Here is a 27000-nt window from a genome sequence, read left to right on the forward strand (position 1 = left end):
ATGAGTACGATGACGCAACAAGCTTTCCTGGAGATTGCGCAGCGGCTGGCATCCTTGCCCGCAGACAAAAAAAAGCTCTTTCGCCAGCGCCTGGCGGAGAAGGGCATCGACAGCTGGCGCCTGCCGATCGTCCCCACCGTACTCGGCGAGGGCGAGCATACGCCGCTGGCGCAGGCTCAGCGGCGCTTCCTGTCGGCTGAAGCCCTGAGCAGTCGAGCCCTTTACAATCTGTGCTCGGTGCTGCGTTTTGACGGACGCCTGGACGGCGAGCGTTTGCAACAGGCGATGCAGCAAGTTGTCGATCGCCACCAGACGCTGCGCACTCGCTACACCACGGAGGCGGACGGACAGTTGCGGCCTCATTGCGTGCCACAGCACGTGCCTTTGCCTTCTGTCGAGCGGTTGACAATGGCTGCGTCCGAGCATGAGCGATGGTGCGCCGATGAGTACGCCCGCCAACTCGCCGAACCCTTTGACCTGGCGCAGTCGACCCCTTGGCGCTGGCAAGCGTTCAGCGATGCCCAGGAGCAATCCACCTGGCTGTTTTTCACTATCCACCACGTCGCTTATGACGCCTGGTCCGCCCAACAACTCACCCTTGAACTGGCCGAGGTCTATCGGGCGCTCGCCTCGAACGAGCCGACCGTGCTGCCGGAACTGAGCATTCAGTACGCCGATTACGCCGCGTGGGAACGCGAGTGGCTGGACAGCGAAAGCTGCCGGGAACAGATCGCTTTCTGGCGCGAGCAACTGGTGGATGCACCGGCACCGCTGGCATTGCCACTGGACCGGCCGCGCCCCGCGGCCCCGCAACGTCGCCATAGCGGCGCGGTCTTGGCCCGGGAACTCTCGCCGCAACTGACAGCGGCGGTCGAGACGGCGATTCGCAACCAAGGGGTGACGCTGTATATCTACGGCTTGACGGCCTTCAGCTGCCTGCTCTCGCGCTACAGCGGCGAGACTGACCTGTGCCTGGGCACTTCGGCGGCCCAACGTGATCGGCCGGAACTGGCGCCGTTGATTGGCCCGTTGCTCAATACCCTGGTGATCCGCCAGCGCCTGCAAGACAACCCGGACTTTGGCAGCGCTTTGCTGCGCACCCGTGACACCGTCGCGGCCGCGTTCGACCACCAACAGTTACCCTTCGAAAATATGCTTGAAAGTCTTGAGCGTCCGCGTTCGAGCCCGCTGTTCCAAGTGATGTTCGTCCAGGTTGATTTGCCCGAAAGTCGCACCCTGGCCTTGCCCGGTGTCGCGGTCGAGGTGCTTGACCCGCCGCAACGTCATGCGCGCTTCGACTTGACGCTGCGCATCGTACGTACTGCAGACGCGCGGCTGCGCTGTGAGCTGGAGTACAGCGACGAGTTATTCGACGCGTCCACAATTGATCAGATGCAGGACGATCTGCTGGCGATTCTCCAAGATGCTTCGCAGCACCCGCAGCGGCGCCTGTCGGATCTGCAACTGGTTTCTCGACCCAGCGAATTGCGAGGACCAGCCCTGGATGGGACTCCGTTGCCGTTGGACCAGCAAGTACTGCACTGGGCTACGCATACGCCGACCGCCGAAGCTTTATGCGGCCTGGAGCAGACCATCGATTACGCTACGCTCGGCGTGGCCACTCGATCATTGGCCAAGCGCCTGGCCGGGCAGGGTATTGGCCCAGGGCAAGTGGTCGGGCTGTGCATGCCGCGCTGCGCTGAACAGTTGCTGGCAACGCTGGCCTGTTGGCAGCGCGGCGCGATTTGCCTGTTCCTGGACCCGGCGCAACCGGCCCAGCGACTCGCGCAGCTATTGCAAGACAGCGGCGCGAGCCTGTGGGTGACCTTGGCGCAAGCGCCTGAAACAGGTGTTGGCATCCCGCGCTTGGTGGTAAGCGCGGCCCAATGGTCGGTCGATGTGGGTGTCGGCGAGGCCGAAAGCCTCAGCCAGCCGCAGTTGCCTGCCTACCTGATCTACACCTCGGGCTCGACCGGCCAACCCAAAGGTGTGCTGGTCACCCATGCCAACCTCGCGCATTACGCCAGTGCAATTGGCCAGCGCTTGCAGGCCAGGCCGGGCAGCCGTTGGGCGACGTTGGCGACGGTCGCCGCGGATCTGGGGTTGACGTCCGTTTTCGCCGCACTCGCGGCTGGCGACCCGCTGGTCCTGCCGCCAGCGTCGTTGACCTTCGATCCGCCCGGCTGGGCTGACTTTCTCGATCAGTATCCGGTGGATTGCCTGAAGATCGCGCCTTCACATTTGCGCGGCTTGCTGGCCTTGGATGACGCCCGGCGCGTATTGCCAAGGGAAATATTGATCCTCGGTGGCGAGGGTTTCGATCAGGCCTTGTTCGCCAAGGTGCACGAGTTGGCGCCGCAGTTGCGCATCTTCAATCACTATGGCCCGTCGGAAACCACCGTCGGCGTGATCTGCGGGGAAATCGACACGTGCGATGCGCTCGAATCGAGTCAGTATTTGCCGTTGGGTCAACCGCTGTCCGACTGTGAGTTGCGTATTGTCGATGGCAATGACAGGTCCGTACCGGTCGGTGTCGTCGGTGAGCTGTTGATCGGTGGTCCCCAGGTCGCACAAGGCTACCTGGGTCAGCCTGAGTTGACCGCGCGTGTGTTCGGTTGCACTGCCCAGGGACAGCGCTTTTATCGCAGCGGTGACCGGGTTCGCCTGGATCGTAGCGGGCAGTTGGTATTTCTGGGACGCCAGGACGATCAGGTGAAGATTCGGGGGTTCCGTGTCGAGCCGGGCGAGGTCAGCGCCTGGCTCAACGCCCAGCCTCAGGTGCGTGAAAGTGCGGTGCTCGCCTGCGAGGTGAAAGGGCGCACGCAATTGGTGGCGTATTTCACCCCCGGGATCAGCCCTTCGATGACCAGCGAAGCCTTGGCGATGCTGCAAGCCGAGGCCAAGCGCCAACTGCCGGAACACATGGTGCCTGCCCATTGGGTGGTGCTGGACACCTTGCCGCTGACCGCCAATGGCAAGCTCGACCGGCGTGCATTGCCCGAGCCGGCGACGGATGAGCCGACCGGTGAAGCCGCCGAGCAGCCGAGCGGCGCGACCGAACAGCGTCTGGCGCAACTGTGGTGCCAGATTCTTGGTTGCACTCAAGTCGGACGCGGGGACGATTTTTTCGCCCTCGGCGCAGACTCGATTCTCAGCTTGCAATTGATCGGCCTGGCTTCCAGGGAAGGGCTCAAGCTGCAACCGCGCGATGTCTTGCAGTATCCGACACTGGCGGCCATGGCGCTGTGCATCGACTGCCGCGCCGAGCCCGCCTTGCTTGTGGTTCTGACGGCCTTCCGCGAGCTGCTGGGCCAACCCGCGCTGGGAGCGGATGCGGATTTTTTTGCCATGGGCGGCGATTCGATTCTCAGCCTGCAATTGATCGCGCGCTTGCGTCAGGCCAATCTGCGTCTGATGCCTCGACAATTGTTGGAGAACCCCACCCCTCGGCAGTTGGCCAAGGCGCTGACGCCGGTCGTGGCGCCTGTCGTCGCAGCGGTCGAGCCGAGTGAGGTGGCGAAGCAACCACAGCCGCTGTCCCACGCCCAGCAACGGGTGTGGTTCATGCAGCAGCTCGATCCGGCTGAAACCGCCTACAACGTCACCCAGTTGCTGGCCTTGCGCGGCGATCTGGATGTGCCGCGTCTGCAACGTGCCTGTCAGGCACTGGTCGCCCGGCATGATGCGTTGCGTTGCCGCTTCTTCGAAGAGCAAGGGCAAGTCTGGCAGCGCCTGGACGATACGCCCGCGGCGATCTTCAATGTCCACGACATCGGCGGTCTGACCGGGGCGGAGCAGGAGGCGGCTATCGCCAACGCGGCCAGGCGGGTGTTCGACCTCACGCAGGGGCCCTTGCTGGCCATCGATGTGTTTTGTGTCGCACCCGGTGACTACCGCCTGCTGTTCAATGTGCATCACATTGCCGTGGACGGTTGGTCCATGGGACTGCTGGTCGAGGATCTGACGTCGCTCTATCAGGACCGGACGCTGCCTTCGACAAGCGCTCTGCTGCCGTTGATCAACGCGCAGCGGCAACAGCTGGGAGGGGACCACGGCAAGACGCTGTTGGCTTATTGGCGGAAACGCCTGGAAGGCTTGGGCAACGAGCCTCTGGAACTGCCCGGACAACCCACTCGGCCGGAGGTGCAGGCATACACCGGAGCGCGGGACGAGTTCGTTTTGCCCGGTACGCTGAGTGCTGCTGTGGAGGCGCGGGCGAGGGCGTTGGGCGTCACACCGTTCGTGGTGTATTTCGCTGCGTATCAATTGCTGCTCTGGCGTCATGGCGGACGCAGTGACTTCGCCGTCGGCGTTCCAGTGGCCGGACGCGAGTCGGCAGAGAGCCAGGCGCTGGTCGGCCTGTTCGTCAACACGCTGGCGCACCGGGTACAGATCGATGCTCGCCAGAGCCTGCAATCGTTCGTCCAGGCCTTGAACGGCAGACTGAGCGAGGACCTGGCCCATCAAGCGCTGCCGTTCGAGCGGTTGCTGGACGTCCTGGATGTCGAGCGCAGTCTGGATCGCACGCCTGTGTTCCAGACGATGTTCAACTATCAGGTCGATCATCAGGATTCCCGCAGCCTGAAGCTGCCTGGCATCAATGCGCAGGCGTTGGCATTGCCGGGCGGGGTAGTGAGCGCCAAATTTGACTTGACCTTCAACCTGTTCACCCGGGGGCGCGGCGCCGAGGCCAGTGCCCACTTGATCGTCGAATACGCGACGGCGTTGTTGCCTTTGGACACCGTCCAGCGGTTGGTGGAGGATTACGAGGCGTTACTTGCCAGCCTGACGGGTCTCGATCTTCACGCTCGTTTGCTGGAAATCCCGTTGCGTTGCGTTGCGACCGTGGCGACCGCGGGCAAGGTCATGGGCCTGCACGACGAAGCGGATTTCGTAACGCGTTTTGAAGGGCAGGCCGCTGTGCATCCCGAGCGCATCGCCGTGTATTGCGCCAGTCGCCAATTGACTTACGCCGCGCTGGATGCCCAAGCCAACCGCCTGGCTCGCTGGCTGCTAGCCCAGGGTGTCGGGCCTGAATCACTGGTCGCTTTTTGCTTGCCCCGGGATGAACGACTACTAGTGTGCATGCTGGGTATCCAGAAGGCCGGCGCCGCTTACCTGCCCCTCGACACGGCCCATCCGCCTGCTCGCCAGGCGCAGATTCTCAACCGAGCGCAGCCGCACTTGCTGCTCTGCGATTCGCTCGCGACCGATTGGCCTGCCCAGGTGCGCGGGTGCGTGTGGGCGGACCTGCCGCTGGCGCAATTCGCGGCACAGGCTCCGGGGTTGCCGAGAAACCTTGGGCAGTTGGCCTACACCCTCTACACCTCGGGCTCGACCGGCCAACCGAAGGGCGTGCAGATCAGTCGCGGCAACTTCGCCAACTTCCTCCTGGCCATGGAGCAGGCGCTGCCATTGGCAAACGTGCAGCGTTACCTGGCCTTGACCACGGTTACCTTCGACATTTGTGGCCTGGAACTGTGCCTGCCGCTGGTGCGTGGCGGCGCGGTCGTCCTCGCCGACGATGAAGAACGCCAGGATCCGCTGCTGCTCGCGCGCTTGATCGAGCAAAGCAACGTCGACCTGATCCAGGCCACGCCGGCTACCTGGGCGATGTTGCTGCAAGGCAATCGCCAGGTGCTCAAGGGGCGCGTTGCCCTGGCCGGTGGCGAGGCGCTGTCGGCCGAATTGGCGAACGAGCTGAAGCAGTGCGTGGCGCAACTGATCAACGTCTATGGCCCGACCGAGACCACGGTATGGTCGACCCTGGCGCCGATCGATGCGCTGCAATTGCCGGTGGCGCCGATTGGCCGACCGCTGCTCAACACGCGCTGCCATGTCCTCGACGAACACCTGTGCGAAGTGCCTCCAGGCTGCGTGGGTGAACTCTATATCGCCGGCGACGGTCTGGCCCGGGGTTACGCCGGGCAGCCGGGGCTGACCGCCGAGCGCTTCATTGCCGATCCATTCGGTGGCCATGGCAGTCGTTTGTACCGCACCGGCGATCTGGCGCGCTGGCAACCCGACGGGCAGCTGTATTACCTCGGGCGTACCGATGACCAGATCAAGTTGCGTGGGTATCGCATCGAACTGGGAGAAATCGAGGCCGTCCTGCTTAGCCATCCCAACGTTCTGCAAGCGGTCGTGGCCGTGCAAGGCGAGCATCTGACGGCTTTCTGGGTTGCGGAGGCTGAAAACGCACCTGGCGAGGCGGCTGTGCGCGACTATTTGCAGACACGTCTGCCGATCTACATGTTGCCGACGCACCTGCAAGCGCTGGAGCGGCTGCCGCTCAACACTAATGGCAAGGTCGATCGCAAGCAATTGCCACGCCTGCAAGCGGTGACTGACAGTGCACCAGCGACCGAGCGCGCATTGTCGGCCAGCGAGGCCCTGCTGACGCAGATCTGGATTTCGGTGCTGGACGTACGACACGTGCCGGTCGATGGCCATTTCTTCCAGCTGGGCGGGCATTCGCTGATGGCCGCGCAGGTGCGTGGGCGCTTGCGTGAGCAGGGCTTTGACGTGCCACTGCGCTGGCTGTTCGAAACGCCGGTGCTGGCGCAACTGGCGGAGCGAATCGAGGGGGTTGCGGGTCAGCGGGATCTGGAATCGCTGACGATTCCAGCGGTTGATCAGCGACTCGACCAGCCATTGTCTTCGGCGCAACAACGGGTCTGGTTGATGCAGCAGCTGGATCTGGCCGACAGCAGTTTCAACATGAGCAGCAATGTTCGTTTGCGTGGGCAACTCGACGCCCAGGCCCTGGAACGTTCGCTGCAGCGGTTGGTGAATCGCCATGCGATCCTGCGCACCACCTATCATCAGCGCGGCGGCGAGCTACGCCAGCGGATCCACCCGAAATTGGCGGTGGCCTTGCAAAGCCTGGCATCGAGTGAGCCCCAGTGGCCAGGCGATGCCCGGAACATGGCGCTGCGACCATTCGATCTCGGCAGTGAGGCGCCGCTGCGAGTGGTCCTGTACCGGATTGGCGAACAGGATCATGTGCTGCAGATGGTCATGCATCACATTGCTTCCGATGGCTGGTCCGGCGCGGTGTTGGTCGATGAGCTGATCGAAGGCTACGAGACTTACAGCAGGGGCGTGCTACCGACCCAGCAAGCGTTGCCGATCCAATATGTCGACTATGCCGTATGGCAAGGTTCGGCCGCGGTCCAGTTGCGTCAGCGCGTAGGCCTGGATTTCTGGCGTCGGACCCTGGCGGGCGTTCCCGCGCAGGTTCCATTGCCATTCGATTTTCCGCGTCCGGAGCGTGACAGCGGTGCCGGGGCAGCCGTGGATTTCCAACTGTCCGTCGCCACGGTTGGCCGGCTGAAGACCTTCGCCAAGGACAGCGGGACTTCGCCGTTCATGTTGCTGCTGACGTGCTATGCCGCCGTGCTGCAACGCGAGACGCAAGGCCGCGACCTCGTCATCGGCACGGACGTGGCGAACCGCGACCATCCGGCCACCGAGTCGCTGATCGGCTTCTTTGTCAATTTGCTGGCCTTGCGTATTCGCCTGCAACCGGAGTTGAGCTTCCGTGAGCAGGCGCTGCAAGTCCGGGAAGTCTGCCTGCAAGCGTTCGCCTGGCAGGACACGCCGTTCGAACAGGTCGTGGAGTGCCTCGAGCTGCCGCGCGTCGCCAATGTCCATCCGCTGTTGCAGACCTTGTTCGTGCTCGACAACACACCACGTCAGCGGCGCCAGCTGGGCGATCTGCAGGTCGAACCGCTGGCCGGCGAGCAACACCATTCCAAGTTCGACATGGCCTTGTTCGCCAGCGAAGACGGCGAGTCGATCAGCTTGCGCTGGGTCTATCGCACCAGCCTGTTCCGTCAAGCCACCGTCGAGCGTTTGCGCGAGGCCTTCGAGTCGCTGCTGGAGATGGCCCTCGGCGCGCCGGACAACCCCATCGATACCTTGATTCCGACTGTAAAGGGAGCTGCCGCAATGTCCACGGACAACCCGCTGCAACGCAAAATGAGCAAATTGGGCAAGATGCGCCAGGGCGGATCGGCGGCGGCCCGTGAGCCCATCGAGGCCCGGCCGCTGCGAGAGGACTCGACGTTTCCTTTGCTGGTCTCGCTGCGTGACCGTGAGTTGGACCCGGCCATCTGGGCCGAAGCCAACCGCGACAAGGTCGAACACTGGCTGCGCGAGCATGGCGGGATCCTGTTCCGTGGCTTCGATCTGCCAACACCGGCCGATTTCGAGGCATTCTGCCAGGCGCTGTGTCCGCAGCTGTATGGACAGTACGGCGACCTGCCGAAGAAAGAGGGCGGCAAGAACATCTACAAGTCCACGCCGTACCCCAAGGACCGGATGATCCTGTTTCATAACGAAAGCGCGCATCAGCACCGCTGGCCCCGCCGCCAGTGGTTCTACTGCGAGACACCCGCGACGTCCGGTGGCGCGACGCCGATCGTCGACAGCCGCCAGGTCTACCGCGAACTGCCGGCGTGGTTGCAAGCAAACCTGCGGCGCAAACAGCTGATGTACGTGCGCAATTTCAGCACCAGCCTTGACGTCAGTTGGCAGCATTTCTTCCAGACCGAAAATCGGGACGAGGTCGAGCGGATCTGCCGTGAGAGCAACATTGAATTCCAGTGGCGCGGCGCCAACGACCTGCACACCCGCCAGGTTTGCCCGGCGGTGATCTTGCATCCATTGACGGGCGAACAGAGCTTCTTCAACCAGATCCAGCTGTACCACCCGGCGTTTCTCGATGCCGATATCCGCGAGCAGTTCCTGCGTGATGGCGAGGCGGCTATGCCCAGGCAGGTGTTCTACGGTGACGGCTCGGAACTCGAGCCGGCGGCCATCGAAGCCATCAATGCTGCCTATGACCGCTGTGCCGTGCGTTTCGACTGGCAGCAGGGCGATGTGGTCATGCTCGATAACATGCTGGCGGCGCACGCCCGTGATCCGTTCGAGGGCGAGCGCAGGATTGTCGTGGCCATGGGCGAGATCTACGCTCGCCACCAGGTAATGGCTGCCCCGGCGCAGACCGAAGAGAATTCCGCAGAGTTGACCCCATGATGGATCTTGGACTTACGCTTTCACCTCAACAGAAGCAACTGGCCCAGGCCAATCCGCAAGCCTGGCGCTGGGTGCGCATGCGATTGGCAGGGGTACCCGAAGGCATCGTCGAGCAACGGCTGCGCGACGGCTTGGCGCAGCATCAGGCATTGCGCCTGCGCTACGAGCGTCCGCTGGGTGCCACGGGGTTGCGCCAACGGGTTATCGAGCCTCATTCGCTGCAGCTGGACTGGCGCCATGGACGGGTATGCGACGGCCATGCTGCGCAAGGGTGGCTTGAGGAGGCGCAGCGTCGTTGCCACGCGGAAAAACCCGACATCCTGGCCTGGCTGCTCGATGATCACCTGCTGTTGGCGGTCCCGGTCTACTCGTTGGACGAGCGCAGCCTAATCGGCTTGCAGCAGCACTTGCTGGGTTGCGCCGCAGCGCTTGACGACGAGCCCATGCAGTACGCTGACTACGCCGAGTGGATCAATGGCCTGCAATTGGATGAAGACGCTGAGCAGGGCGCGCAGTTCTGGCGCAACCTGGCCTTGCAGGATGTCCCTGGCATGCGCCTGGTCGAACGCTACGGCGTCGCCAGCGGCAGTCACGCGGTTGTCCGCGGGGAACTGCCGCAGACCCTGCCCGCACTGCTGATGGAATTGGCTGATCGTGAAGGCGTGGCGGTGGAGCAACTGGTCTTGGCTGCCTGGGGATCGTTGCTCGGCAGGCTCAACGGACAGCAGCAGGGCCAACTCGGTCTGCAGCACGATCCCCGGGACAACTATGAGGAGTTGTCCGGTGCCTATGGGGTGTTCGAGCAGACCTTGCCGATGGTGGTGCAGATGTCCGAGCACAGCACCCTGATCAATCTGGCCCGGCAATTGGCCCGGCAACTGGAGAGCGCCGTCGACTGGCAGGAATACGTCGGCCAGGCGCAGCTGTTGCCGGAGTGGCGTGCCAGTTTCCAGACCGGGCTGCGTGTCTTGCAGGTGCCACGACTGGATGCGTTGCAGTGGTTGTCTTTCGACACACCGGTCGAATTGCAACTGCAATTGACCCTTGATGTCCATGGCAACGGCGCGTTGGCGCTGGCCTACGATCAGGGTCTGTATCGCGAAGGGCAGGTGCAGGCGCTGCTCCAGCGTCTTATCCATTGGCTCGGCCAACTGATGCAGCATCCCAACGGGCTCATTGACAGCCTTGACGCACGCCTGCCTGAAGAGTTGCTGGCGTCGTCGGCGCGTTCGGCCCTTGAACCGGATCTCGACATCGTTGCGACCTTGCGCCAGCACGCCCGGGCACACCCGGATCGACCGGCGCTGCGTTATGCCGAGCAGATATTTTCCTACGCTGAACTGGATGCCCTGAGTGATCGTGTCGCCGGCAGCCTGGGTCAGGCAGGCGTGGGCCGCGAGCAGGTGGTTGGGCTCTACCTGCCGCGTGGTGCGCAGATGCTGATTGCGATGCTCGCCTGTTTCAAGGCAGGTGCCGCCTATCTGCCGTTGGATCCTCAACAACCACCGCTGCGTCTGGCCGGCATACTCGACGATGCCCAACCGGCGTTGTTGTTGCACCTGGATGACTTGCCACCGCAAACGTCGGTGCAGACCCTGTGCTGGTCGCAGGCGAGCAACGGATCGGCGTTCGATGCGCCGGTCTCCGGCACGGCGCAAGACTTGGCCTACGTGCTCTATACCTCGGGAACCAGCGGCAAACCCAAAGGTGTGCAGATCGAACAGGGGCAATTGCGTCACTACGCCACCCAAGTAACCCGCGCCCTGCAGTTGCCCGAGGGCGGGCATTACGGGTTGGTGTCTTCGTTGCTAGCGGACCTGGGCAATACCGTGCTGTTCCCGGCCTGGCTGCAGGGCGGTTGCGTGCATGTACTCGCACAGTCGACGGTGACCGACGCACAGGCCTTTGCCGAAGAGCTTCGGCGTTACCCGTTGGACGTGCTGAAAATCGTCCCGTCGCACCTCGAAGCCTTGATGGGCGAGCAGGCTGCCGATGTGCTTCCACGTCAAGTCCTGGTGTTGGGCGGCGAGCCGATTGGCGAGGCGCTGCTGACACGTGTGGCACAGGCCGAATCGACCTGCCGTCTTTACAACCACTACGGTCCGACGGAGACCACCGTCGGTGTGTTGTGGCGGGCAATCGATCTGGAGCAAGGCGTGAGCGGTTGCGCGTTGAGCCAGGTGCTGGGTGATAACCGCGTTCATTTGCTCGACGAGCAGCAACGGCCGGTGCCATCCGGTCAGGCTGGTGAGCTATGCATCAGTGGCGCCAGCGTCGGCAGGGGTTATGTAGGCGATGTCGGCGGCGGTGCCTTCGGTGTCGATCCTGCCAGCGGCAAACGCCTGTACCGTACCGGCGACCTGGCCTTGCGCCAGGCCGACGGGGCTTTGCGCATTTTGGGGCGCAACGATCAGCAGGTGAAAATCCGCGGGTTCCGCCTTGAGTTGGCGGAGGTCGAGCAAGCGATGCTGGCTCAGCCTGGCGTCTTGCAGGCCGCTGTGCTGTTGGACGGTGAAGGTGATCACGGGCGGTTGCTGGCCTTTGTGGTTAGCGATGACGCCCACTGGCAAGGAACGGATCAACTGCGCGCCTGCCTGGCTCGCCAGTTGCCGGACTACATGCTGCCCAGCGGTATCTTTGCCTTGAAGGCCATGCCGCTGAACAGCAACGGCAAGCTCGACCGCAAGAGCCTGCTCGAACGCGCCCGGCAACGCTTGCAGCATACCCGCGTGGCGCCAGTTGGCGAGCTGGAGACAGCCGTCCTCGGCATCTGGTGCGATGTGCTGGGCGTTGACGACCTCGGCGTGACCGACAACTTCTTCAACGTCGGCGGACATTCGCTGGCGGCGATCAAAGTGGTGTCGCTGATCCGCGAACAACTGGGCCTCAACCTGCCGACCAACCTGCTGTTCGAACGGCATACGGTGCGCGATCTTGTCCGAGGCCTGGGCGAGGTCGGTGGCGGTCCGTGGAAAGTCCTGAACGATGCCGATCCGCATGCGCCGGCCTTGTTGCTGGTGCATGGCGCGCAAGGGCATCTGCAGGCGTACCAACCGCTGGTCGATAACCTGCGCGGCGAAGTCGCGGTGTTTGGCCTAGCCGCCGTTGAAGACGGCTGGACCCACGGGAATATGGACGCGCTGTTGCGGCAATACGTGGCGAGTATCCCGGCGCAGCTCAAGCAGCGCCCGTTAGTGTTGTTGGGTTGGAGCCTGGCCGCACGCCTGGCCTTGCTGCTGGTGCCGCATCTGCAAGCCAGTGGCTTTAGCGTCGAAGGGCTGGTGGTGCTCGATCACGATGCTCAGCGTAGCCTGGCCGGCGAGGGCGATGAAGCCGGGCAGTTGATCGCCGATTTCGCTTTTTATTGCCGCAGCCACGCGCAGCCGCTCGGCGAGTCGCTAAGGGAGCGGTTGACGGGCCTGTTGGCCGGCCTTGACTATGCCGAGGGTGTCGCCCGGTTGCTCGATGATGAGCAGGTGCGCGCTCACTTGCAGTGGGAGGCAGCCGACGCAGAATTACTGGCGTTGATGGCGCAATATCGCGCGATCAAGACCCGCTTGTACGAGCAGGCCTTGCCGACCGTCGATGTGCCGGTCTGGCTCTGGCGCGGTAATGCCCATGGGGATTTACGAGCGCAGTGGCAACGCCATGCTCGCCAACCTGTCAGCCAGTGGACATTGGACGTGGGGCATCATGAGATGCTCGGCGACCCGCGATTGGTCGAACACCTGCTGCCTTTACTGTTGCAAACCTCTGCCAAGGTGGTGCCGGTCCCATGATGTTATTGAAAGAACTGCTGCATAACGCGCGATGGCGCATTTTCCTCGCGGTGCTGAGCAGTGCCTTGAGCGCGGCCACCAGTATTGGCCTGATCGGCTACATCAACCGCTGCCTGGAGCAAGGCCTGGACGACCTCGGTCGCGGCGTGCTGCTGTTCGGTGGCCTGCTGGTCCTGTTGTTCATCAGCGGTGTCACCTCCCAGTGGTTGCTGGTGCAGATCGGCCATCGCCTGGTGTATCAACTGCGCCTGCGGCTGGTGGGCAAGGTGCTGGGCACCGCGCTGGAACGCATCGAGCGGCTCGGCAGTCCGCGTATCTACAACGCCCTGACCAAGGACGTGACCACTGTCGCCACGGCGTTCAAGCAGTTGCCGATTTCCTTGTACAACGGCTTGCTGCTATTGGCGGGGTTGGTCTACATGGCCTGGTTGAGCCTGCCATTCTTTTTCCTGACGCTGGCAGTGATCGCCGCAGGCGTAGGTCTCGATGTGTTGTTGGGGCGCAAGGTCAAGACCTTGATGCAGGCCGTCCGGCAGCAGGACGACCAGTTGGCCGAGCAGTTCGAAGCCACGATCCAGGGGCGCTGCGAATTGGGCCTGAGCCGGGAGCGCCGGCACTTGCTCTATCAACACAAGCTCGAACCCATCGCGCGCGCTTCGCTGGACGCATCGGTACGCGCCGATACCCTGTGGGCGGTGAACCTCAACTGGACGACACTGCTGGTGTTCATGTTGATCGGCACACTGTTTTTCCTCGGCCAGGGGTTGGGGTTGCTCAACCAGCAGGTGGTGGTCGGCTACGTGTTGGCGATCATGTTCCTGCGCACGCCGATCTCGATGATCCTCGACGCCATTCCCGCGGTCATCCGTGGTCATGTCGCCTTGCAGGCCATCGACGCCCTGGCATTGGGCGAGACGGTGGAGTTCAAGACCCCCGCACAAGCGGCGCAACCTTTCCGCGAACTGCGCCTTTCGGACGTGCGCTACCGCTATGCCGGCAAGAACGACGAGTTTGCGTTTGAGCTGGGCCCGATCGACCTGACGATTCGCCGCGGCGAACTGATTTTCATCGTGGGGGGCAACGGCAGCGGCAAATCGACCCTGGCCAAGCTGCTGACCGGGCTCTACGTGCCAGCATCCGGAGAGGTTTCACTCAATGGTGTAGCGCTTGATGCCAGCACCAGTGAATGGCACCGGGAACATTTCGCCGCCATCTTTGCCGACTTCTACTTGTTCGCTGACGTGCTGGGCGAGGCGGGTGACCATGAAGGGCTTGAGGCTCGAGTGGATCATTATCTTGAGCGCCTCGGATTGGCCCACAAGGTCGAATTTGCCGCCGGAAGGTTGTCGACCACGGCCTTGTCCCAGGGCCAACGCAAACGCCTGGCCTTGCTGTTGCTGATGATGGAAGGTCGTGAAGTGTTCCTGCTCGACGAATGGGCGGCGGACCAGGATCCGGTCTTTCGCCATGTGTTCTACAACGAGCTGTTGCCCGAGCTGAAAGCGGCCGGCAAGACCGTGATCGCCATCACCCACGACGATCGCTATTTCGACGTGGCGGACCGGGTCTATCGGCTCGATTACGGCCACCTCGTCGATTACGACCGGGCCACGGAGAACCCTTTTCAGTTGGTCAAATGATGGGCGGCACTCAGCCGTGCTGGTCCTGCCGCTTGGATTCATCGAGCGGGCAACTGCTGCAATAGCCGACACCGGGAAGACGGTAGCGAATGCAGCAGATGCGCCTCAGGCGCTGCGGTTCGTCCTCGCCGATGTCTTGGTACCGCACGGGCGCGAACAGAGGGTTGCGCCGGCCGTCGGGACGTAGCCGGGCAGTGAGGATTTCCCTGGCCGGCAGGGTGCTGAAGGCATCAGCCAGGGGGTGCAGTTCGATCCGCGTGGTGACGAATTCAAAGGTGTTGGCGGCGTTGCTCCAGAACAACCGGGGCGATGCCCGGCTGACACTGGCAAGGATCTCGATGACGGGTTCCAGATGGCATTCGACGAGCGTATGGAACCGCTCGAAGGCCGTGCACTGGAGGAGTATCTGACCATCGTCGCGCAAATGCAGGGCTTGCGGCCTGGCGTCATCGCCGAGTTTCAGGCCGACATCAGCCAGGGCGAGCGGCAGGTCCCGTTGCTGGAGCAGGTTGGCGGCCATCACTGGCGCCAGGAAAGTACTGAAATACCACTTGGACCACAGCGACACCAAGGCCAGACGCTCATCGGTCTTGTAGCGTGCCAGCAGATCGTCGACGAATGCACTGAACGTCTCGTGCTGGAAGAACACGGCGGCCTGCAGATCGGCGCGTGGATGGCTGCGCAGTTGCAGTTTCCCTTCAAAGGCAGCGAGCGGCCCGGTGAACAGCGGAGCAAGGCTGGGAATCATTGACTCATCCGTGACCGCGAATTGAGAGAGGTTATCGTTCAGAGGGGCGAAGTATAAACAGCGCACAACCGTCTTGCGACTGCTCGTCGACATTGAAATATGCGAGCAACGTAAGATTTTTAAAATATTAATGAGAATCGCTACCATTAGTATTGTATCGTAGCGACCTTTCCCCGCCATGCCAATCAAGGAGCAAGCAATGAGTTTGGATAGCCCGGATACGCGGTTTCTGGTTGTAGTCAATGAAGAAGAGCAGTACTCGATATGGCCGGACTACCGCAGCGTCCCCGACGGCTGGCGCACCGTGGACATGCAGGGCAGCAAGGAAGAGTGCCTGGCTTATATCGAGAAAGTCTGGACTGACATGCGCCCGCTAAGCCTGCGTCAAGCCATGCAGGTACAAGGACAGGGCTGATCGCCCACAACCGAGTGGTTACTCAGGGAGTCAAAATGGAAAGTGTCCAGCCCCGTTCATCCTCCAGCGCAACCTTCACGCTGGAGCAGTTCCGCCAACAAGCGCCGCGTGAACTGAACACCAACCCGTATCTGCAACGCCAAGCGGCCCGGGAGTCGAATGCTCGTTCCTACCCGCGGCGCATTCCGTTGGCCTTGCAAGAAGCCCATGGTCTATATGTGCGTGATACCCAAGGCCAATTGTTCATGGACTGCCTCGCTGGCGCGGGGACATTGGCGCTGGGTCATAACCATCCGGTGGCCATCGCGGCCATGCGTCAGACACTTGATTCCGGCTTGCCCTTGCACACCCTGGACTTGACGACACCGGTCAAGGATCGTTTCGTCGAGGACCTGTTCAACGCATTGCCGGAAAATTTTGCTCGTCACGCGCGCATCCAGTTTTGCGGACCGACCGGTGCCGACGGCATCGAGGCGGCCTTGAAGCTGGCGAGAATCGCCACCGGCCGCAAGCCGATCCTGACGTTCTCCGGCGGCTACCATGGCATGACCTTGGGCACATTGAGCCTGATGGGCAACCTGGGGCCGAAACAGGCGCTGGGCTCGCTGATGGCCGACGTGCAGTTCCTGCCGTATCCCTATGACTACCGCTGTCCATTCGGTATCGGCGGTGAAGCAGGTGTCGATGCTGGCCTGCATTTTATCGAACAGCTGTTGAGTGACCCGGAGTCCGGTGTGTTGCCGCCCGCGGCGGTAGTCGTGGAAGTCGTGCAAGGCGAGGGCGGGGTGATTCCGGCACCGGTACGCTGGCTCCAGGGCTTGCGTCAATTGACCCGCAAGCATGGCGTCGCACTGATCATCGATGAAGTGCAGACCGGCCTGGGGCGTACCGGCAAACTGTTTGCCTTCCAGCATGCCGACATTGAGCCGGACATTCTTGTACTTTCCAAAGCCATCGGCGGCGGGCTGCCACTGGCGGTGATGGTGTATCGCGAAGAGCTGGACACCTGGAAACCCGGTGCCCATGCCGGCACGTTCCGTGGCAATCAGATGGCGATGGCCGCGGGAGCCGCGACGTTGCGCCATATCATCAGCGAAGACCTGCCAGGGCATGCCGAGCTCATGGGCCAACGCCTGATGGAACAGCTGCGACAGCTGCAGGGCGGTTACCCTTGTCTGGGCCAAGTACGCGGCCGTGGGCTCATGGTGGGCGTGGAAATCGTCGGTGACACGCCGAGCGAGAGTCGTGTGCCCCCGGCGGATTCGGCATTGGCCCAGGCCATCCAGCGTCAATGCCTGCGCCTGGGTGTCATCCTCGAACTTGGCGGGCGGCATGGGGCCGTCGTGCGGTTCCTGCCACCGTTGATCATCCAGGCCGCTGAAATCGATATGCTGGTCGAGCTGTTCCAGGCGGCTTTGAACAATGCCCTGGCAGAGACCAAGGGAAGGGCGTTGCACATCGCCTGAGTTGCAGTTCGCCCAGGTCTTTCTGCAAGATCATGGCGAGGGAATGAACCCTCGCCATGGCCCGTTTCCAGCGCTTCAACTGACAGCAGGCGAAACGGTCCGTTACCCCCGACCACGCTCCCGGCCCAACGCCACCAGACAACCGCCAATCAACAGCGCCGCGCCCGCCACCAGCAAGGGGGTCGGCCGTCGTGCGGGTTGGCGCCAGCCGCCCTCGATACGCCGCTGGCCGCTGGGTGGGGCGAACAGGTTGCCCGTAGACGAAGCTAACGGCGGGCTGCGGTCCAGGCTCCGGCGCGTCAGCCAGCCGGAGAGCTGCGGGAAGCCGGGCAGCAGGAAATGCGCCGCTCTGGCGAGTATCGCCGCGCTGCCGACGGTGGTGCTGGGCTTGGGATTGAGCGCGCAGTTGACCATCGCGTCGGCGACCCGCTGCGGATCATAGACCGGAGGCGGTGGCTTGAGAGCATGGCCGGTGAAGTTGGCGCCGTCGCGAAAGCCAGGTGTATCGATGACAGCAGGATAAATATCGCAAACGTGGATATCGGGGTGTTCGCCCAATTCACCGCGCAAAGCTTCGGACAAACCCCGCAACCCGTACTTGCTGGCTGAGTAGGCAGCGGCATACGGCTGTGCGACCCAACTGCCCAACGACAGTGTATTGATCAGGATGCCGCGCTTTTGCGCCTTGAAATAGGGCCAGGCAACGTAGGCGCCACGCAGGTAGCCGAGCAAGTCGGTCTGCAGCACCTGTTCATGCACATCGAGCGGCGTCTGCTCGAAACTGCCTACCGCGCCTACGCCGGCGTTGTTGATCCAGATGTCGATGCGACCGTCACCGAACGTGGCGGCCTCGGCCGCCAAGGCCTGCATCTGCTCGCTGCGGGTGACGTCGGTGCACACCGCCAACGCAGCGGCGCCTTGTGCCTGGCATTCATCGACCACCTCGCCGAGTGCGGCACGGTCGCGTGCCGCCAGGACCAGGCGCGCACCTTGCCGGGCAAACGCCTGGGCGGCTGCGCGGCCGATCCCGCTGGACGCTCCGGTGATGACCACCAGTTTTTCCGCGAGGGGGGATGTCTTGGATCCCTGAGCGGAATCGGCGCGATCCATGGATCGTTGGGAGGGCCGATCGGTCTCGGCGTGGATGGGCGCCAGTTTCAAACGCACACCGTCGGCCATGATTAACGTCAGGTCTTCAATGGTGCCGGCGACCCTGTCGGGGTACACCGGTTCACCCTCGGGATCGAGTTGGTCATAGAGAAAATTCTGACCCTCCAGCCAGCCCACCGCCATGTTCAGTTCAGGGCCCAGGTAGTACTTTCCATCGAGAAAAAAGCCAGGGAAATGCGGCGCTCGCTCGACGCTTTCGATGGTATAGCGCTCGCCAGTCCGCATGCCGGTTGCCGGGGAAATCATGATCAACACCTCCGCTCTGTTGGTTCTGCGATAGAGAGGACGGGCAAACCGGGGTTCCATTGAAGTGAGGAAAGGCGTTTTAAGTGAACTGAGGCTCATCCTTTTCTGTCAGTTATTTCTGAAGGAACTGACAACATCATGGAGCTTCAGATGCGTCCTGTTTATCTCGCCAGCCTGTCCTTTACCGCGCTGCTATGCGTAGCGTGTTCAAGCCAATCGCCTGCGACATGGAGCTATGAGGATGCTCGAAGTCGCGCCAACGTGCCGCCTGACCAGGCGTATCCCGAGTTGTTCGAAGCGGTGCAAGGTAAACAGTTGTTTACGGACCAGAAGCATTTTGTCGATGCACTGCCCAAACGCGACCCTTCGCAGATCCGCGCCGATTACCTGGCCCGTCGCGACAGCGCCGACTTCGACCTCAACGAGTTCGTGAAAGACAACTTCATCGAATCCGGACAAGCGCAAAGCCCGGCGCCGCAACCCGGGGCGCCGATCAGAGAGCATATCGACAACCTCTGGCCCGTGCTCAGCCGAACCTATCCCCAAGTCCCCCGATACAGCAGCCTGCTGCCGTTGCCGCAGCCCTATGTGGTCCCGGGTGGACGTTTCCGTGAGATGTATTACTGGGACTCGTATTTCACCATGCTGGGGCTGGAGCAAAGCGGTGAGAAGACGCAGATTCGCCAGATGACTGACAATTTCGCCTACATGATCGACACCTATGGCCACATCCCCAATGGTAACCGCACCTACTACCTGAGCCGGTCACAGCCGCCGTTCTTCGCCTACATGGTGGAACTGCAAGCGCATATCGAAGGCGATCAGGCCTACGGGCGCTACCTTCCTCAATTGCAGAGGGAATACGCCTATTGGATGGCCGGCGCGCAAACGCTCAAGGCCGGTGAGGCCGGGAAACACGTGGTCAAGCTCGCCGATGGCAGCGTGCTCAATCGGTATTGGGACGCCAGCGCGACGCCTCGGCAGGAGTCCTGGTTGCAGGACCTCAAGACCGCCGAACAGGTGCCGGACAGGCCCCGGCAGGAAGTCTGGCGCGACCTGCGCGCCGGCGCGGAGAGCGGCTGGGATTTCAGTTCCCGCTGGCTGGACGACGACAAGACCCTGGCCACAATCCGAACTACCTCTATTGCCCCGGTGGACTTGAATAGCCTGATGTATCACTTGGAACGCACCATCGCCAAAGCCTGTGAAACCCTCCACAACTCGCCGTGTACCCAAGCCTATGGCCAGCGCGCTGCCCAGCGTCAACGGGCAATCGAAACGCATCTATGGAACGCCGAAGGCGGTTACTACGTGGACTACGATTGGCAGCGGAACCGGCAGCGTCCGGCGCTCACCGCTGCGACGCTTTTCCCGCTCTACACCGGCCTGGCCTCCGCCGAGCGTGCCAACCGTACGGCCGATGCGGTGCGCGAAGGCTTGTTGCGTCCGGGCGGCATTGCCACCACCCAGGTCAACAACGGTCAGCAGTGGGACGAACCCAATGGCTGGGCGCCGTTGCAGTGGGTGGCAGTCGAAGGGCTTGAACGATATGGGCAAACCGAGCTGGCCAGGCAGATTGGCAATCGCTTCTTGCAGCAGGTCCAAGCGCTTTATGGCAAAGAGGACAAGCTGGTCGAGAAATACAACCTCTCCGGGCAAGGCGACGGTGGCGGAGGCGGTGAATATGAATTGCAGGACGGCTTCGGCTGGACCAATGGAGTGACGTTGAAGTTGTTGCAAAAATACGGCGGTTGATCCAGATGGGTTCAATGCTATTCTTCGCGAAATCTGGGAAGAATAGCGTTGCCATGGGTATATGAACACGCATCGTGATCAATTTCCGCTGCCGGAGGATTTGAAAGTCTTTCTGACGGTCATTCGTAAGAACGGCTTTGCAAGCGCGGCGCAAGCGTTGGGTTTTTCACCGGCTTATATCAGCAAGCGCATCTCTGTCCTTGAAGCGACCCTGTCTACCAAGTTGCTGCACCGCACGACACGGCGTATCGCATTGACCGACGACGGTGAACGTGTACGGGTATGGGCCGAAAAGCTCCTGGGTGATTTCGATGAGTTTGTTGGCGATATCGCCCAGGCACGTCATCAACCCACTGGGTCATTGCACATTTGCAGCAGCTTTGGTTTTGGCCGCAATCACGTGGCCCCGGCCATTGGCAAACTGTCGCAGACCTATCCCAGGCTCGATATCCGCCTGGACGTGTTTGACCGTGTCGTCGATCTCGTCGGCGAGGGGTTCGACCTGGAAATTCGCGTGGGCGATGACCTGCCGGGTCAACACCTTGGCCGCAAGTTGGCGAGTAATCGGCGGGTGCTTTGCGCAAGCCCCGATTACCTGGAACGACGGGGCGAGCCGCGTTCGCTGGACGACCTCAACGCGCATGATTGCCTGGTGCTCAAGGAGCGCAACAACGCCTTCGGCATGTGGACACTGACTAAAAGTGGCCAAGAGGAAACGGTGCGCGTCGGCGGCCCGTTGTCGTCCAACAGCGGTGAAATCGTTTTGGAGTGGGCCTTGAGCGGCGGCGGCATCCTGTTGCGCTCGATGTGGGACGTCAGGTCCATGCTGGACCAGGGGCGTCTGGTCCAGGTGCTGCCCGAGTATTCGCAAAGCGCGAATGTCTGGGCGGTGTATCCGACCCGACTTAGTCAGTCGGCCAAGCTGCGGGTGTGTGTCGAATTTCTCGAAGATTGTTTTAGGGATTTGTCGGTGCCATGGGCGGCAAACGCCGCTTCACCGGCGTCTTCTTGACAATGGCCGTATTGGTCTCGGCATGAATATTGAGCTGGTCCAACAACACATCCAAGTGCTCCATCGAACGCACATGCAGACGAGCGATGAAACAATCCTCACCCGTCACCTTGTCGCATTCAGTAAATTCGCCGATGGCCTGTATTTGTCGTTCCACTGCCTGCAATTGCCCCGGTAACGGGCGGATGCGCACGATAGCCTGGAGCTGATAGCCAAAGCTTTTCGGGTCGACCTCAACCGTATAACCCTTGAGCACGCCGCGCTCTTCGAGTCGGCGCAGGCGCTCGGCGACGCTGGGTGAGGACAGGCCGCTGAGGTTTGCCAAGGCCTTGAGCGAGCGCCGGGAGTCTTCCATCAGGGCGCTGATGAGGATCTGGTCGATATCGTCAGTCATTTCTGCTCCGTTAGGCAAAAGTCGCAAGTGGCCTTGATAAAAAAGGTCGAAACGCAGTTTAGCCTTTTTCAAGCCATGGAGAAGCAGCCCGGCGGCTCGGCATACTGTGCGCACTGACTGGAGGAGCCTGAAGATGGACAAGACCTTACGCCGCGGTTCGCTCGAAATGACCGCCGCCATGCTGATTTCCGGAACCATAGGCTGGTTCGTGCTGGTCTCCGGCGTGCCCGTGCTGGACGTGGTGTTCTGGCGCTGCGTATTTGGCGCCGGCACGTTGCTGCTGATTTGCGCCGGTTTTGGTTTCTTGCGCCGGGATCTGCTGACACGTACGACTTTCCTGCTCGCGGTGCTCAGCGGCGCAGCGATCGTGGGGAACTGGGTGTTGTTATTCGCTTCGTATTCCCATGCTTCGATTGCCATCGGTACGGCCGTGTATAACGTCCAGCCGTTCATGTTGGTGGGGTTGGCGGCGCTGTTTCTGGGCGAGAAGATCACCGCGCAAAAAATGTTCTGGCTGGCGGTTTCGTTTCTCGGAATGTTGGCCATCGTCAGTGCCCACGGTGAGCAAGGGCAGGGGGGCGGAAACTATCTGGTGGGTATCGCCCTGGCATTGGGCGCGGCCTTTCTGTATGCCGTTGCGGCGTTGATTATCAAGCGCCTGACCGGCACGCCGCCCCATCTGATCGCGTTGATCCAGGTCAGCACCGGGATATTGCTGCTGGCGCCATGGGCGAATTTCTCGGCCTTGCCACGGCAACCCGAGGCTTGGGCCAGCCTGTTGACCCTTGGCATGATTCACACTGGCGTGATGTATGTGCTGTTGTACAGCGCGATCCAGCGCTTGCCGACGGCGGTGACGGGCGCACTGTCCTTCATCTACCCGATCGCAGCGATCTTCGTCGACTGGTTTGCCTTCGGCCATCGCCTCGAACCGCTGCAATGGCTGGGTGTGGCGGCGATTCTGCTGGCGGCTGCCGGCATGCAGCAGGGCTGGAGCATCAAGTGGCGCCGTCCAGCCCTGCCGTAACCGGCCAAAGGTGTCAGAAGATGTAGTCGGTGGTCAGGAAATTTGAATCGCGTTCCCGGATGATGTCGCTGATCAGAGCCTTGTTACTCTCTTGGAATTTGGTTGCCACCAGCGTGCGGATCGAGAAGGTGCGCAATGCATCGTGCACCGACAGCGTGCCCTCGGCCGAGTTTTTCCGGCCATTGAACGGGAAGGTGTCCGGGCCGCGTTGGCACTGGGCGTTGATGTTGATGCGCCCGACCTGGTTGGCGAACGTGTCCACCAGCTTGCCGATTTCGGCCGGATTGGTGCCGAAAATGCTCAGTTGCTGGCCGAAGTCGGACTCGAGTACGTAATCGACCACGGTGTTGAGGTCGCGGTACGGCACGATGGGCACGACCGGGCCGAACTGCTCTTCATGGTAGACGCGCATTGCGGTATTCACGGGATAGAGCACGGCCGGATAGAAAAACGAAGCCCTGGATTCAGCACCGTGTGCGTTCATGATGCCCGCACCCTTGGCGATTGCGTCGGCCACCAGCGAATGCAGGTAATCGACCTTGCCGGCCTCGGGCAAAGGCGTCAGCGCCACGCCGTCTTCCCAAGGCATACCAGGTTTCAACGCGGCGAGCTTGGCGTTGAATTTCTCGATGAACGCCGGGGCGACGTCCTCATGGACAAACAAAATCTTCAGTGCCGTGCAGCGCTGGCCGTTGAATGACAACGAACCGGTCAGGGCTTCGCTGACGGCGTTGTCGAGATCGACGTCGCGCAGCACCAGGCCGGGGTTCTTCGCGTCCAGCCCCAGTGCGGCACGCAGGCGGTGCGGGCGCGGATGGAGTTTCTTCAGGTCGCTGGCGGCCTTGTTGGTGCCAATGAAGGCGAAGATGTCGATTTTACCGCTGGCCATCAGCGCGCTGACCGTCTCCCGGCCGCTGCCGTAGATGACGTTGATCACGCCCGCCGGAAAGCTGTCGCGAAAGGCTTCCAACAGTGGGCGTATCAGCAGCACGCCAAGCTTGGCCGGCTTGAACACCACGGTATTGCCCATGATCAGCGCGGGAATCAGCGTGGTGAAGGTTTCATTCAGCGGATAATTGTAGGGGCCCATGCACAGGGCCACGCCCAAGGGGACGCGGCGAATCTGCCCGAGCGTATCCTGTTCCAATTCGAAACGGCTGGAGCGCCGGTCAAGCTCCTTGAGGGCATTGATGGTGTCGACGATGTAGTCGCAGGTGCGGTCGAATTCTTTCTGGGAATCCTTGAGGTTCTTGCCGATCTCCCACATCAGCAGCTTGACCACCGCCTCGCGCTGTTCGCGCATGCGCGCCAGGAAGGTTTCGACATGGCGGATGCGTTCGGCGACACGCATCGTCGGCCACTGGCCCTGGCCGCGATTATAGGCCCGGACAGCCGCGTCGAGGGCGGTCAGCGCGGTTTCGGCATCGAGTAATGGCGTGCTGCCGAGAATCACTTGTTCATCGCCATGCGGACCTGCCAGGTACACCGGGCTGCGCACTGTGGCCAGCGGACCTTGCCAGGCTCTCAGGACACCATCGACCAGGTATTCACGTTGCTCGACCTGCCCATCGAGACGGTAGGCCGGCGGAATTTCAGCGGCGCTTGGGAATAGGGTGGCGAGGAGGTTGGCTGTGGTCATGTCGTTACTCCATCAATGAAATGAGCCAGGGGCTGCAGCTTCAGGCGTATATCGCTTTTAGCGTTATACGCCTTAATGGAGGTGTTTTTTAAGTGGTAGGGGCCGATGGTCCTGCCATTCGTTTGGACGTGGGCCCCTCTATCGAAAGATCGCCAGGATTCACCAACTGATTCGCAGGCCAATATTGCCGGCCATGCCGCGTTGCTGGTTGCTGTCGAGGTTATTGCTGTAGTCCACGCCGGCGTAGGCACTGACCGTAGGCGCCAGGCTGACGATAACGCCCGCGCCCAGATCGGCGGTGGAAGCGCGTTGTTCGGTCTCGATCCGTTGCGTGTCGTCGAATGTCACCGTATCGGTGCCGGAGAAGGTGTGCCAGAGATTGGCCCGCAGATAAGGCTCCACCGGCATACCGCTGACTTGGTAGCGACCCTTGAGCCGCGCGCCCAGGCGACCGGTCCAAGCACTGTCGGAATCGAATTCGACCTTCGAGATACCGTCGTCCTGGGTGTCCAGGGATATTTTCTGATGAATGATCTGCGCCTGGGGTTCGAGCACCCAATCGCGCCCCACGGCAAACGGATAGCCGGCCTCCGCCGACAGGGTCAGGGCGTGCCCACGATTGTCGATCTTGACGCCGCGATCGGAGCGGCTGTCGCCATTCAATCGCGTGCCCATGACTACCGCATCGACATACCCGCCGGAAGGATCGATCAGGGTCCAATACAGCCCATAGCTGTCGCCGTCGAGTTCGATCTTGCCGGCGCGCCGACCTTCGAAACCCAGATTGAAACCGTCGACGTTGCCGTTCAATTCGGTATGGCCGACAAAGAACCCGATACGCTGGGTCTGGCCGCCAGAGGTCGGCGCAGCGTATAGGTCGTGGCCTACCTGGAAACCTTTGATTGAACCGTCGAACCGCGGCGCAACCGTCCCGGCCCAGGTCTGGTCGAGGTCCTTGCCGTAGGCTCGGCCCCAGCCCGCGCCGAACGCCCCGGTTTCGGTCAACAGGCGTTGGTCGCCCTGGCGATCATGAAACGTGCCCAGGGCCATCAGGGTCAGTTGTGCCGCGGCGGGGGGCAACACTGACCAGGTGGGGACTTCCGGGCGATACAGTGGAATCGGCGCGGCGCCCGGCACGGCGACTGGCAGGGCCGGTAACGTTGGGCTGGGCGCTGCGATCGGACCTGCCACGACAGTCGAGCGCAGATACCAGGTGTCGGCATTGCCGGACACGCCGCCCTTGAACAGACGGTAATCGAACGCACCGGCCGAGACCGATTGCGCCAATGAAAAGGCATTGCTGTCGCTGACGGCTCCCCCTTGGGCCTGGACCAGCTCGATGCCGTCCTGGGTGGTCAGGCCGCCTGCGCCTCCCAGGTTGGTGACGCTGATAGCGGTGGTGCCCGTGAGCGTGCCGCCACTGACCACCAGCTTGTCGCTGGCGGCGCCATCTGCCCCCACGGCGGTTTGCAGGCGCAATTGCCCGCCATTACCCACATAATTACCTTGCACCGTGAGGGTGTCATCGGTGCGGGTGTTGCCATCGGCGAGGTCAATCACCCCGGAGTTGTTGAGTGTGGTCATCTGGCCAGCGGTAAACGGTGCAATGACGCCCTGAGTCGAGGTCAGTACGCTGCTGCCGTCAATCTCAAGCACCCCCGTTCCGGTGGTGCTGTCGCCTAGCACCAGTGTACCGGCCAAGTCCAGGCGTGAGCCTTGGGCAAGCTTGATCGTTTCCCATAACGTGTAACGGGCACCGGTGCCGGACGTGCTGCCCTGAAATGCCAGTACGTCTTGGCCCAAGCCGCCGTCGACACGGGGTGTAGGGGCAAGCCCCGCTTCGGTGAGTGTGCTCAACTGTGCGGTGTCATTGCCGTCGCCCATCAAGACAGCTGAGCGAATTTCACCGCCGCTCCATACAAACGTGTCGTTGCCGGTACTGGTACGCACTTCGCCGCCGATGCTTCCGCCGCTGACGGTCACGCTGTCATCACCACCGCTGACACTGACGTTCCCGCCGATGTTGCCGGCAGATAGCGTGATTGTGTCCTTGCCGAAACCAGTGACCAGATTGCCCTGGATCGTCCCGCCCGTCATTGTGAAAACATTATCGTCGAGCTTCATGTCGACCCGGCCAATGGTGCCGCCGCTCATTTGAGCGATGTCGCCGTCCTCGAACGCTCCGACGATGTTGCCTCCGGTCATTGTGAAGCGATCAAGGCCGTCGCCTTGTGAGAGGGACTCGATTTCGCCACCCGTCATCACAAACACGTCGGCTTCCGAACCTTGCTCGACGTTTCCGTCGATCACGCCGTTGGCATTGATCCTGATGGTGTCGTTTCCAGCGTCGAAGATGACGTCTCCTTGAATGACGCCGGTGCCTTCGACTGTCAGCGTGTTATCGCCCGACAGGTCCGTGAGCCCGACGGCACTGGTGCTGCTGTCGCACACGTAGGTGTCATCACCTGCCGTGGGTGTCAGCGTGCAAGCGGCCATGGCGGAAGAGGCAGGTAGCAGGAGCGGAGCCGCTACCCACATTGCGTTGAACAAGCGATTGAAACCGTGATTGCGCCGAATCATCTGCTATCCCTCTGCATCAGCATCCCTGGCATGCCGGTATCAGCAGTGGTTGCACGACAAATGGCGCGCAGGACCCGGCAACGCTCG

13 protein-coding genes are annotated in these 27000 nt (G+C 62.0%); 8 read left to right on the top strand and 5 right to left on the bottom strand.

Annotation, left to right across the window (positions count from 1 at the left end):
- Positions 1-9: 9 nt before the first annotated feature.
- From J3P82_RS11980 to J3P82_RS11990, 3 genes are read left to right on the top strand one after another with little or no spacing between them, the layout of a single operon-like run.
- The gene (locus J3P82_RS11980; protein WP_434563307.1) at positions 10-9042 is read left to right on the top strand and encodes an amino acid adenylation domain-containing protein; all 9033 of its coding nucleotides are present in this window, start codon (positions 10-12) and stop codon (positions 9040-9042) included.
- On the top strand, positions 9039-12821 hold the full coding sequence (locus J3P82_RS11985; protein WP_434563309.1) for a non-ribosomal peptide synthetase: 3783 nt from the start codon (positions 9039-9041) through the stop codon (positions 12819-12821). Before J3P82_RS11980 ends, J3P82_RS11985 begins: the two co-directional genes overlap by 4 nt.
- On the top strand, positions 12818-14461 hold the full coding sequence (locus tag J3P82_RS11990) for a cyclic peptide export ABC transporter (protein WP_434563311.1): 1644 nt from the start codon (positions 12818-12820) through the stop codon (positions 14459-14461). The genes J3P82_RS11985 and J3P82_RS11990 overlap by 4 nt, the downstream gene beginning before the upstream one ends.
- Positions 14462-14471: 10 nt before the next feature.
- Here the strand turns inward: J3P82_RS11990 and fhuF are convergent, their stop codons facing one another.
- Positions 14472-15209, bottom strand: coding sequence for a siderophore-iron reductase FhuF (gene fhuF / locus J3P82_RS11995; RefSeq protein ID WP_434563313.1), 738 nt, complete (start codon positions 15207-15209; stop codon positions 14472-14474).
- Positions 15210-15408: 199 nt separating this feature from the next.
- Between fhuF and J3P82_RS12000 the strand changes: the two genes are divergently transcribed.
- Both J3P82_RS12000 and J3P82_RS12005 read left to right on the top strand, forming a co-directional pair.
- Positions 15409-15624 (top strand): MbtH family protein, encoded by a 216-nt coding sequence (locus J3P82_RS12000; RefSeq protein ID WP_186610593.1) that lies wholly within the window; start codon positions 15409-15411, stop codon positions 15622-15624.
- Positions 15625-15659: 35 nt separating this feature from the next.
- Entirely contained in the window at positions 15660-17090 is a 1431-nt protein-coding gene (locus J3P82_RS12005; RefSeq protein ID WP_434563315.1) for a diaminobutyrate--2-oxoglutarate transaminase, read from the top strand.
- A gap of 102 nt (positions 17091-17192) precedes the next feature.
- Here the strand turns inward: J3P82_RS12005 and J3P82_RS12010 are convergent, their stop codons facing one another.
- Positions 17193-18506: an SDR family oxidoreductase gene (locus tag J3P82_RS12010; protein WP_434563317.1), complete on the bottom strand. Its 1314-nt coding sequence runs from the start codon at positions 18504-18506 to the stop codon at positions 17193-17195.
- Between the two features lie 150 nt (positions 18507-18656).
- Here J3P82_RS12010 and treA point away from each other — a divergent pair, with 150 nt between their 5' ends.
- Positions 18657-20261: an alpha,alpha-trehalase TreA gene (gene treA / locus J3P82_RS12015; RefSeq protein WP_434563319.1), complete on the top strand. Its 1605-nt coding sequence runs from the start codon at positions 18657-18659 to the stop codon at positions 20259-20261.
- 61 nt (positions 20262-20322) lie between these two features.
- The gene (locus J3P82_RS12020) at positions 20323-21273 is read left to right on the top strand and encodes a LysR substrate-binding domain-containing protein (RefSeq protein ID WP_434563321.1); all 951 of its coding nucleotides are present in this window, start codon (positions 20323-20325) and stop codon (positions 21271-21273) included.
- On the opposite strand, the gene J3P82_RS12025 is transcribed toward J3P82_RS12020, so the two are convergent.
- Positions 21218-21667 (bottom strand): Lrp/AsnC family transcriptional regulator, encoded by a 450-nt coding sequence (locus tag J3P82_RS12025; protein WP_434563322.1) that lies wholly within the window; start codon positions 21665-21667, stop codon positions 21218-21220. The two genes, J3P82_RS12020 and J3P82_RS12025, sit on opposite strands and share 56 nt — an antisense overlap.
- Positions 21668-21800: 133 nt before the next feature.
- Between J3P82_RS12025 and J3P82_RS12030 the strand changes: the two genes are divergently transcribed.
- Positions 21801-22694 (top strand): DMT family transporter, encoded by an 894-nt coding sequence (locus J3P82_RS12030; protein ID WP_434563324.1) that lies wholly within the window; start codon positions 21801-21803, stop codon positions 22692-22694.
- 13 nt (positions 22695-22707) lie between these two features.
- On the opposite strand, the gene J3P82_RS12035 is transcribed toward J3P82_RS12030, so the two are convergent.
- Both J3P82_RS12035 and J3P82_RS12040 read right to left on the bottom strand, forming a co-directional pair.
- The gene (locus tag J3P82_RS12035) at positions 22708-24333 is read right to left on the bottom strand and encodes an NADP-dependent glyceraldehyde-3-phosphate dehydrogenase (protein WP_434563326.1); all 1626 of its coding nucleotides are present in this window, start codon (positions 24331-24333) and stop codon (positions 22708-22710) included.
- Positions 24334-24492: 159 nt separating this feature from the next.
- Entirely contained in the window at positions 24493-26913 is a 2421-nt protein-coding gene (locus J3P82_RS12040; protein ID WP_434563328.1) for an autotransporter outer membrane beta-barrel domain-containing protein, read from the bottom strand.
- Positions 26914-27000: the final 87 nt, after the last annotated feature.

The organism is Pseudomonas sp. Z4-20, from assembly GCF_051131955.1.
Classification (GTDB): domain Bacteria; phylum Pseudomonadota; class Gammaproteobacteria; order Pseudomonadales; family Pseudomonadaceae; genus Aquipseudomonas; species Aquipseudomonas marvdashtae.

What these genes read in the sequence shown, in the direction of transcription:
- J3P82_RS12025 (WP_434563322.1), bottom strand. Translation starts at nt 21,667, where the DNA reads ATGACTGACGATATCGACCAGATCCTCATCAGCGCCCTGATGGAAGAC.
- J3P82_RS11990 (WP_434563311.1), top strand. Translation starts at nt 12,818, where the DNA reads ATGATGTTATTGAAAGAACTGCTGCATAACGCGCGATGGCGCATTTTC.
- J3P82_RS12030 (WP_434563324.1), top strand. Translation starts at nt 21,801, where the DNA reads ATGGACAAGACCTTACGCCGCGGTTCGCTCGAAATGACCGCCGCCATG.
- treA (WP_434563319.1), top strand. Translation starts at nt 18,657, where the DNA reads ATGCGTCCTGTTTATCTCGCCAGCCTGTCCTTTACCGCGCTGCTATGC.
- J3P82_RS11985 (WP_434563309.1), top strand. Translation starts at nt 9,039, where the DNA reads ATGATGGATCTTGGACTTACGCTTTCACCTCAACAGAAGCAACTGGCC.
- J3P82_RS12000 (WP_186610593.1), top strand. Translation starts at nt 15,409, where the DNA reads ATGAGTTTGGATAGCCCGGATACGCGGTTTCTGGTTGTAGTCAATGAA.
- J3P82_RS12035 (WP_434563326.1), bottom strand. Translation starts at nt 24,333, where the DNA reads ATGACCACAGCCAACCTCCTCGCCACCCTATTCCCAAGCGCCGCTGAA.
- J3P82_RS12010 (WP_434563317.1), bottom strand. Translation starts at nt 18,506, where the DNA reads ATGATTTCCCCGGCAACCGGCATGCGGACTGGCGAGCGCTATACCATC.
- J3P82_RS11980 (WP_434563307.1), top strand. Translation starts at nt 10, where the DNA reads ATGACGCAACAAGCTTTCCTGGAGATTGCGCAGCGGCTGGCATCCTTG.
- J3P82_RS12020 (WP_434563321.1), top strand. Translation starts at nt 20,323, where the DNA reads ATGAACACGCATCGTGATCAATTTCCGCTGCCGGAGGATTTGAAAGTC.
- J3P82_RS12040 (WP_434563328.1), bottom strand. Translation starts at nt 26,913, where the DNA reads ATGATTCGGCGCAATCACGGTTTCAATCGCTTGTTCAACGCAATGTGG.
- fhuF (WP_434563313.1), bottom strand. Translation starts at nt 15,209, where the DNA reads ATGATTCCCAGCCTTGCTCCGCTGTTCACCGGGCCGCTCGCTGCCTTT.
- J3P82_RS12005 (WP_434563315.1), top strand. Translation starts at nt 15,660, where the DNA reads ATGGAAAGTGTCCAGCCCCGTTCATCCTCCAGCGCAACCTTCACGCTG.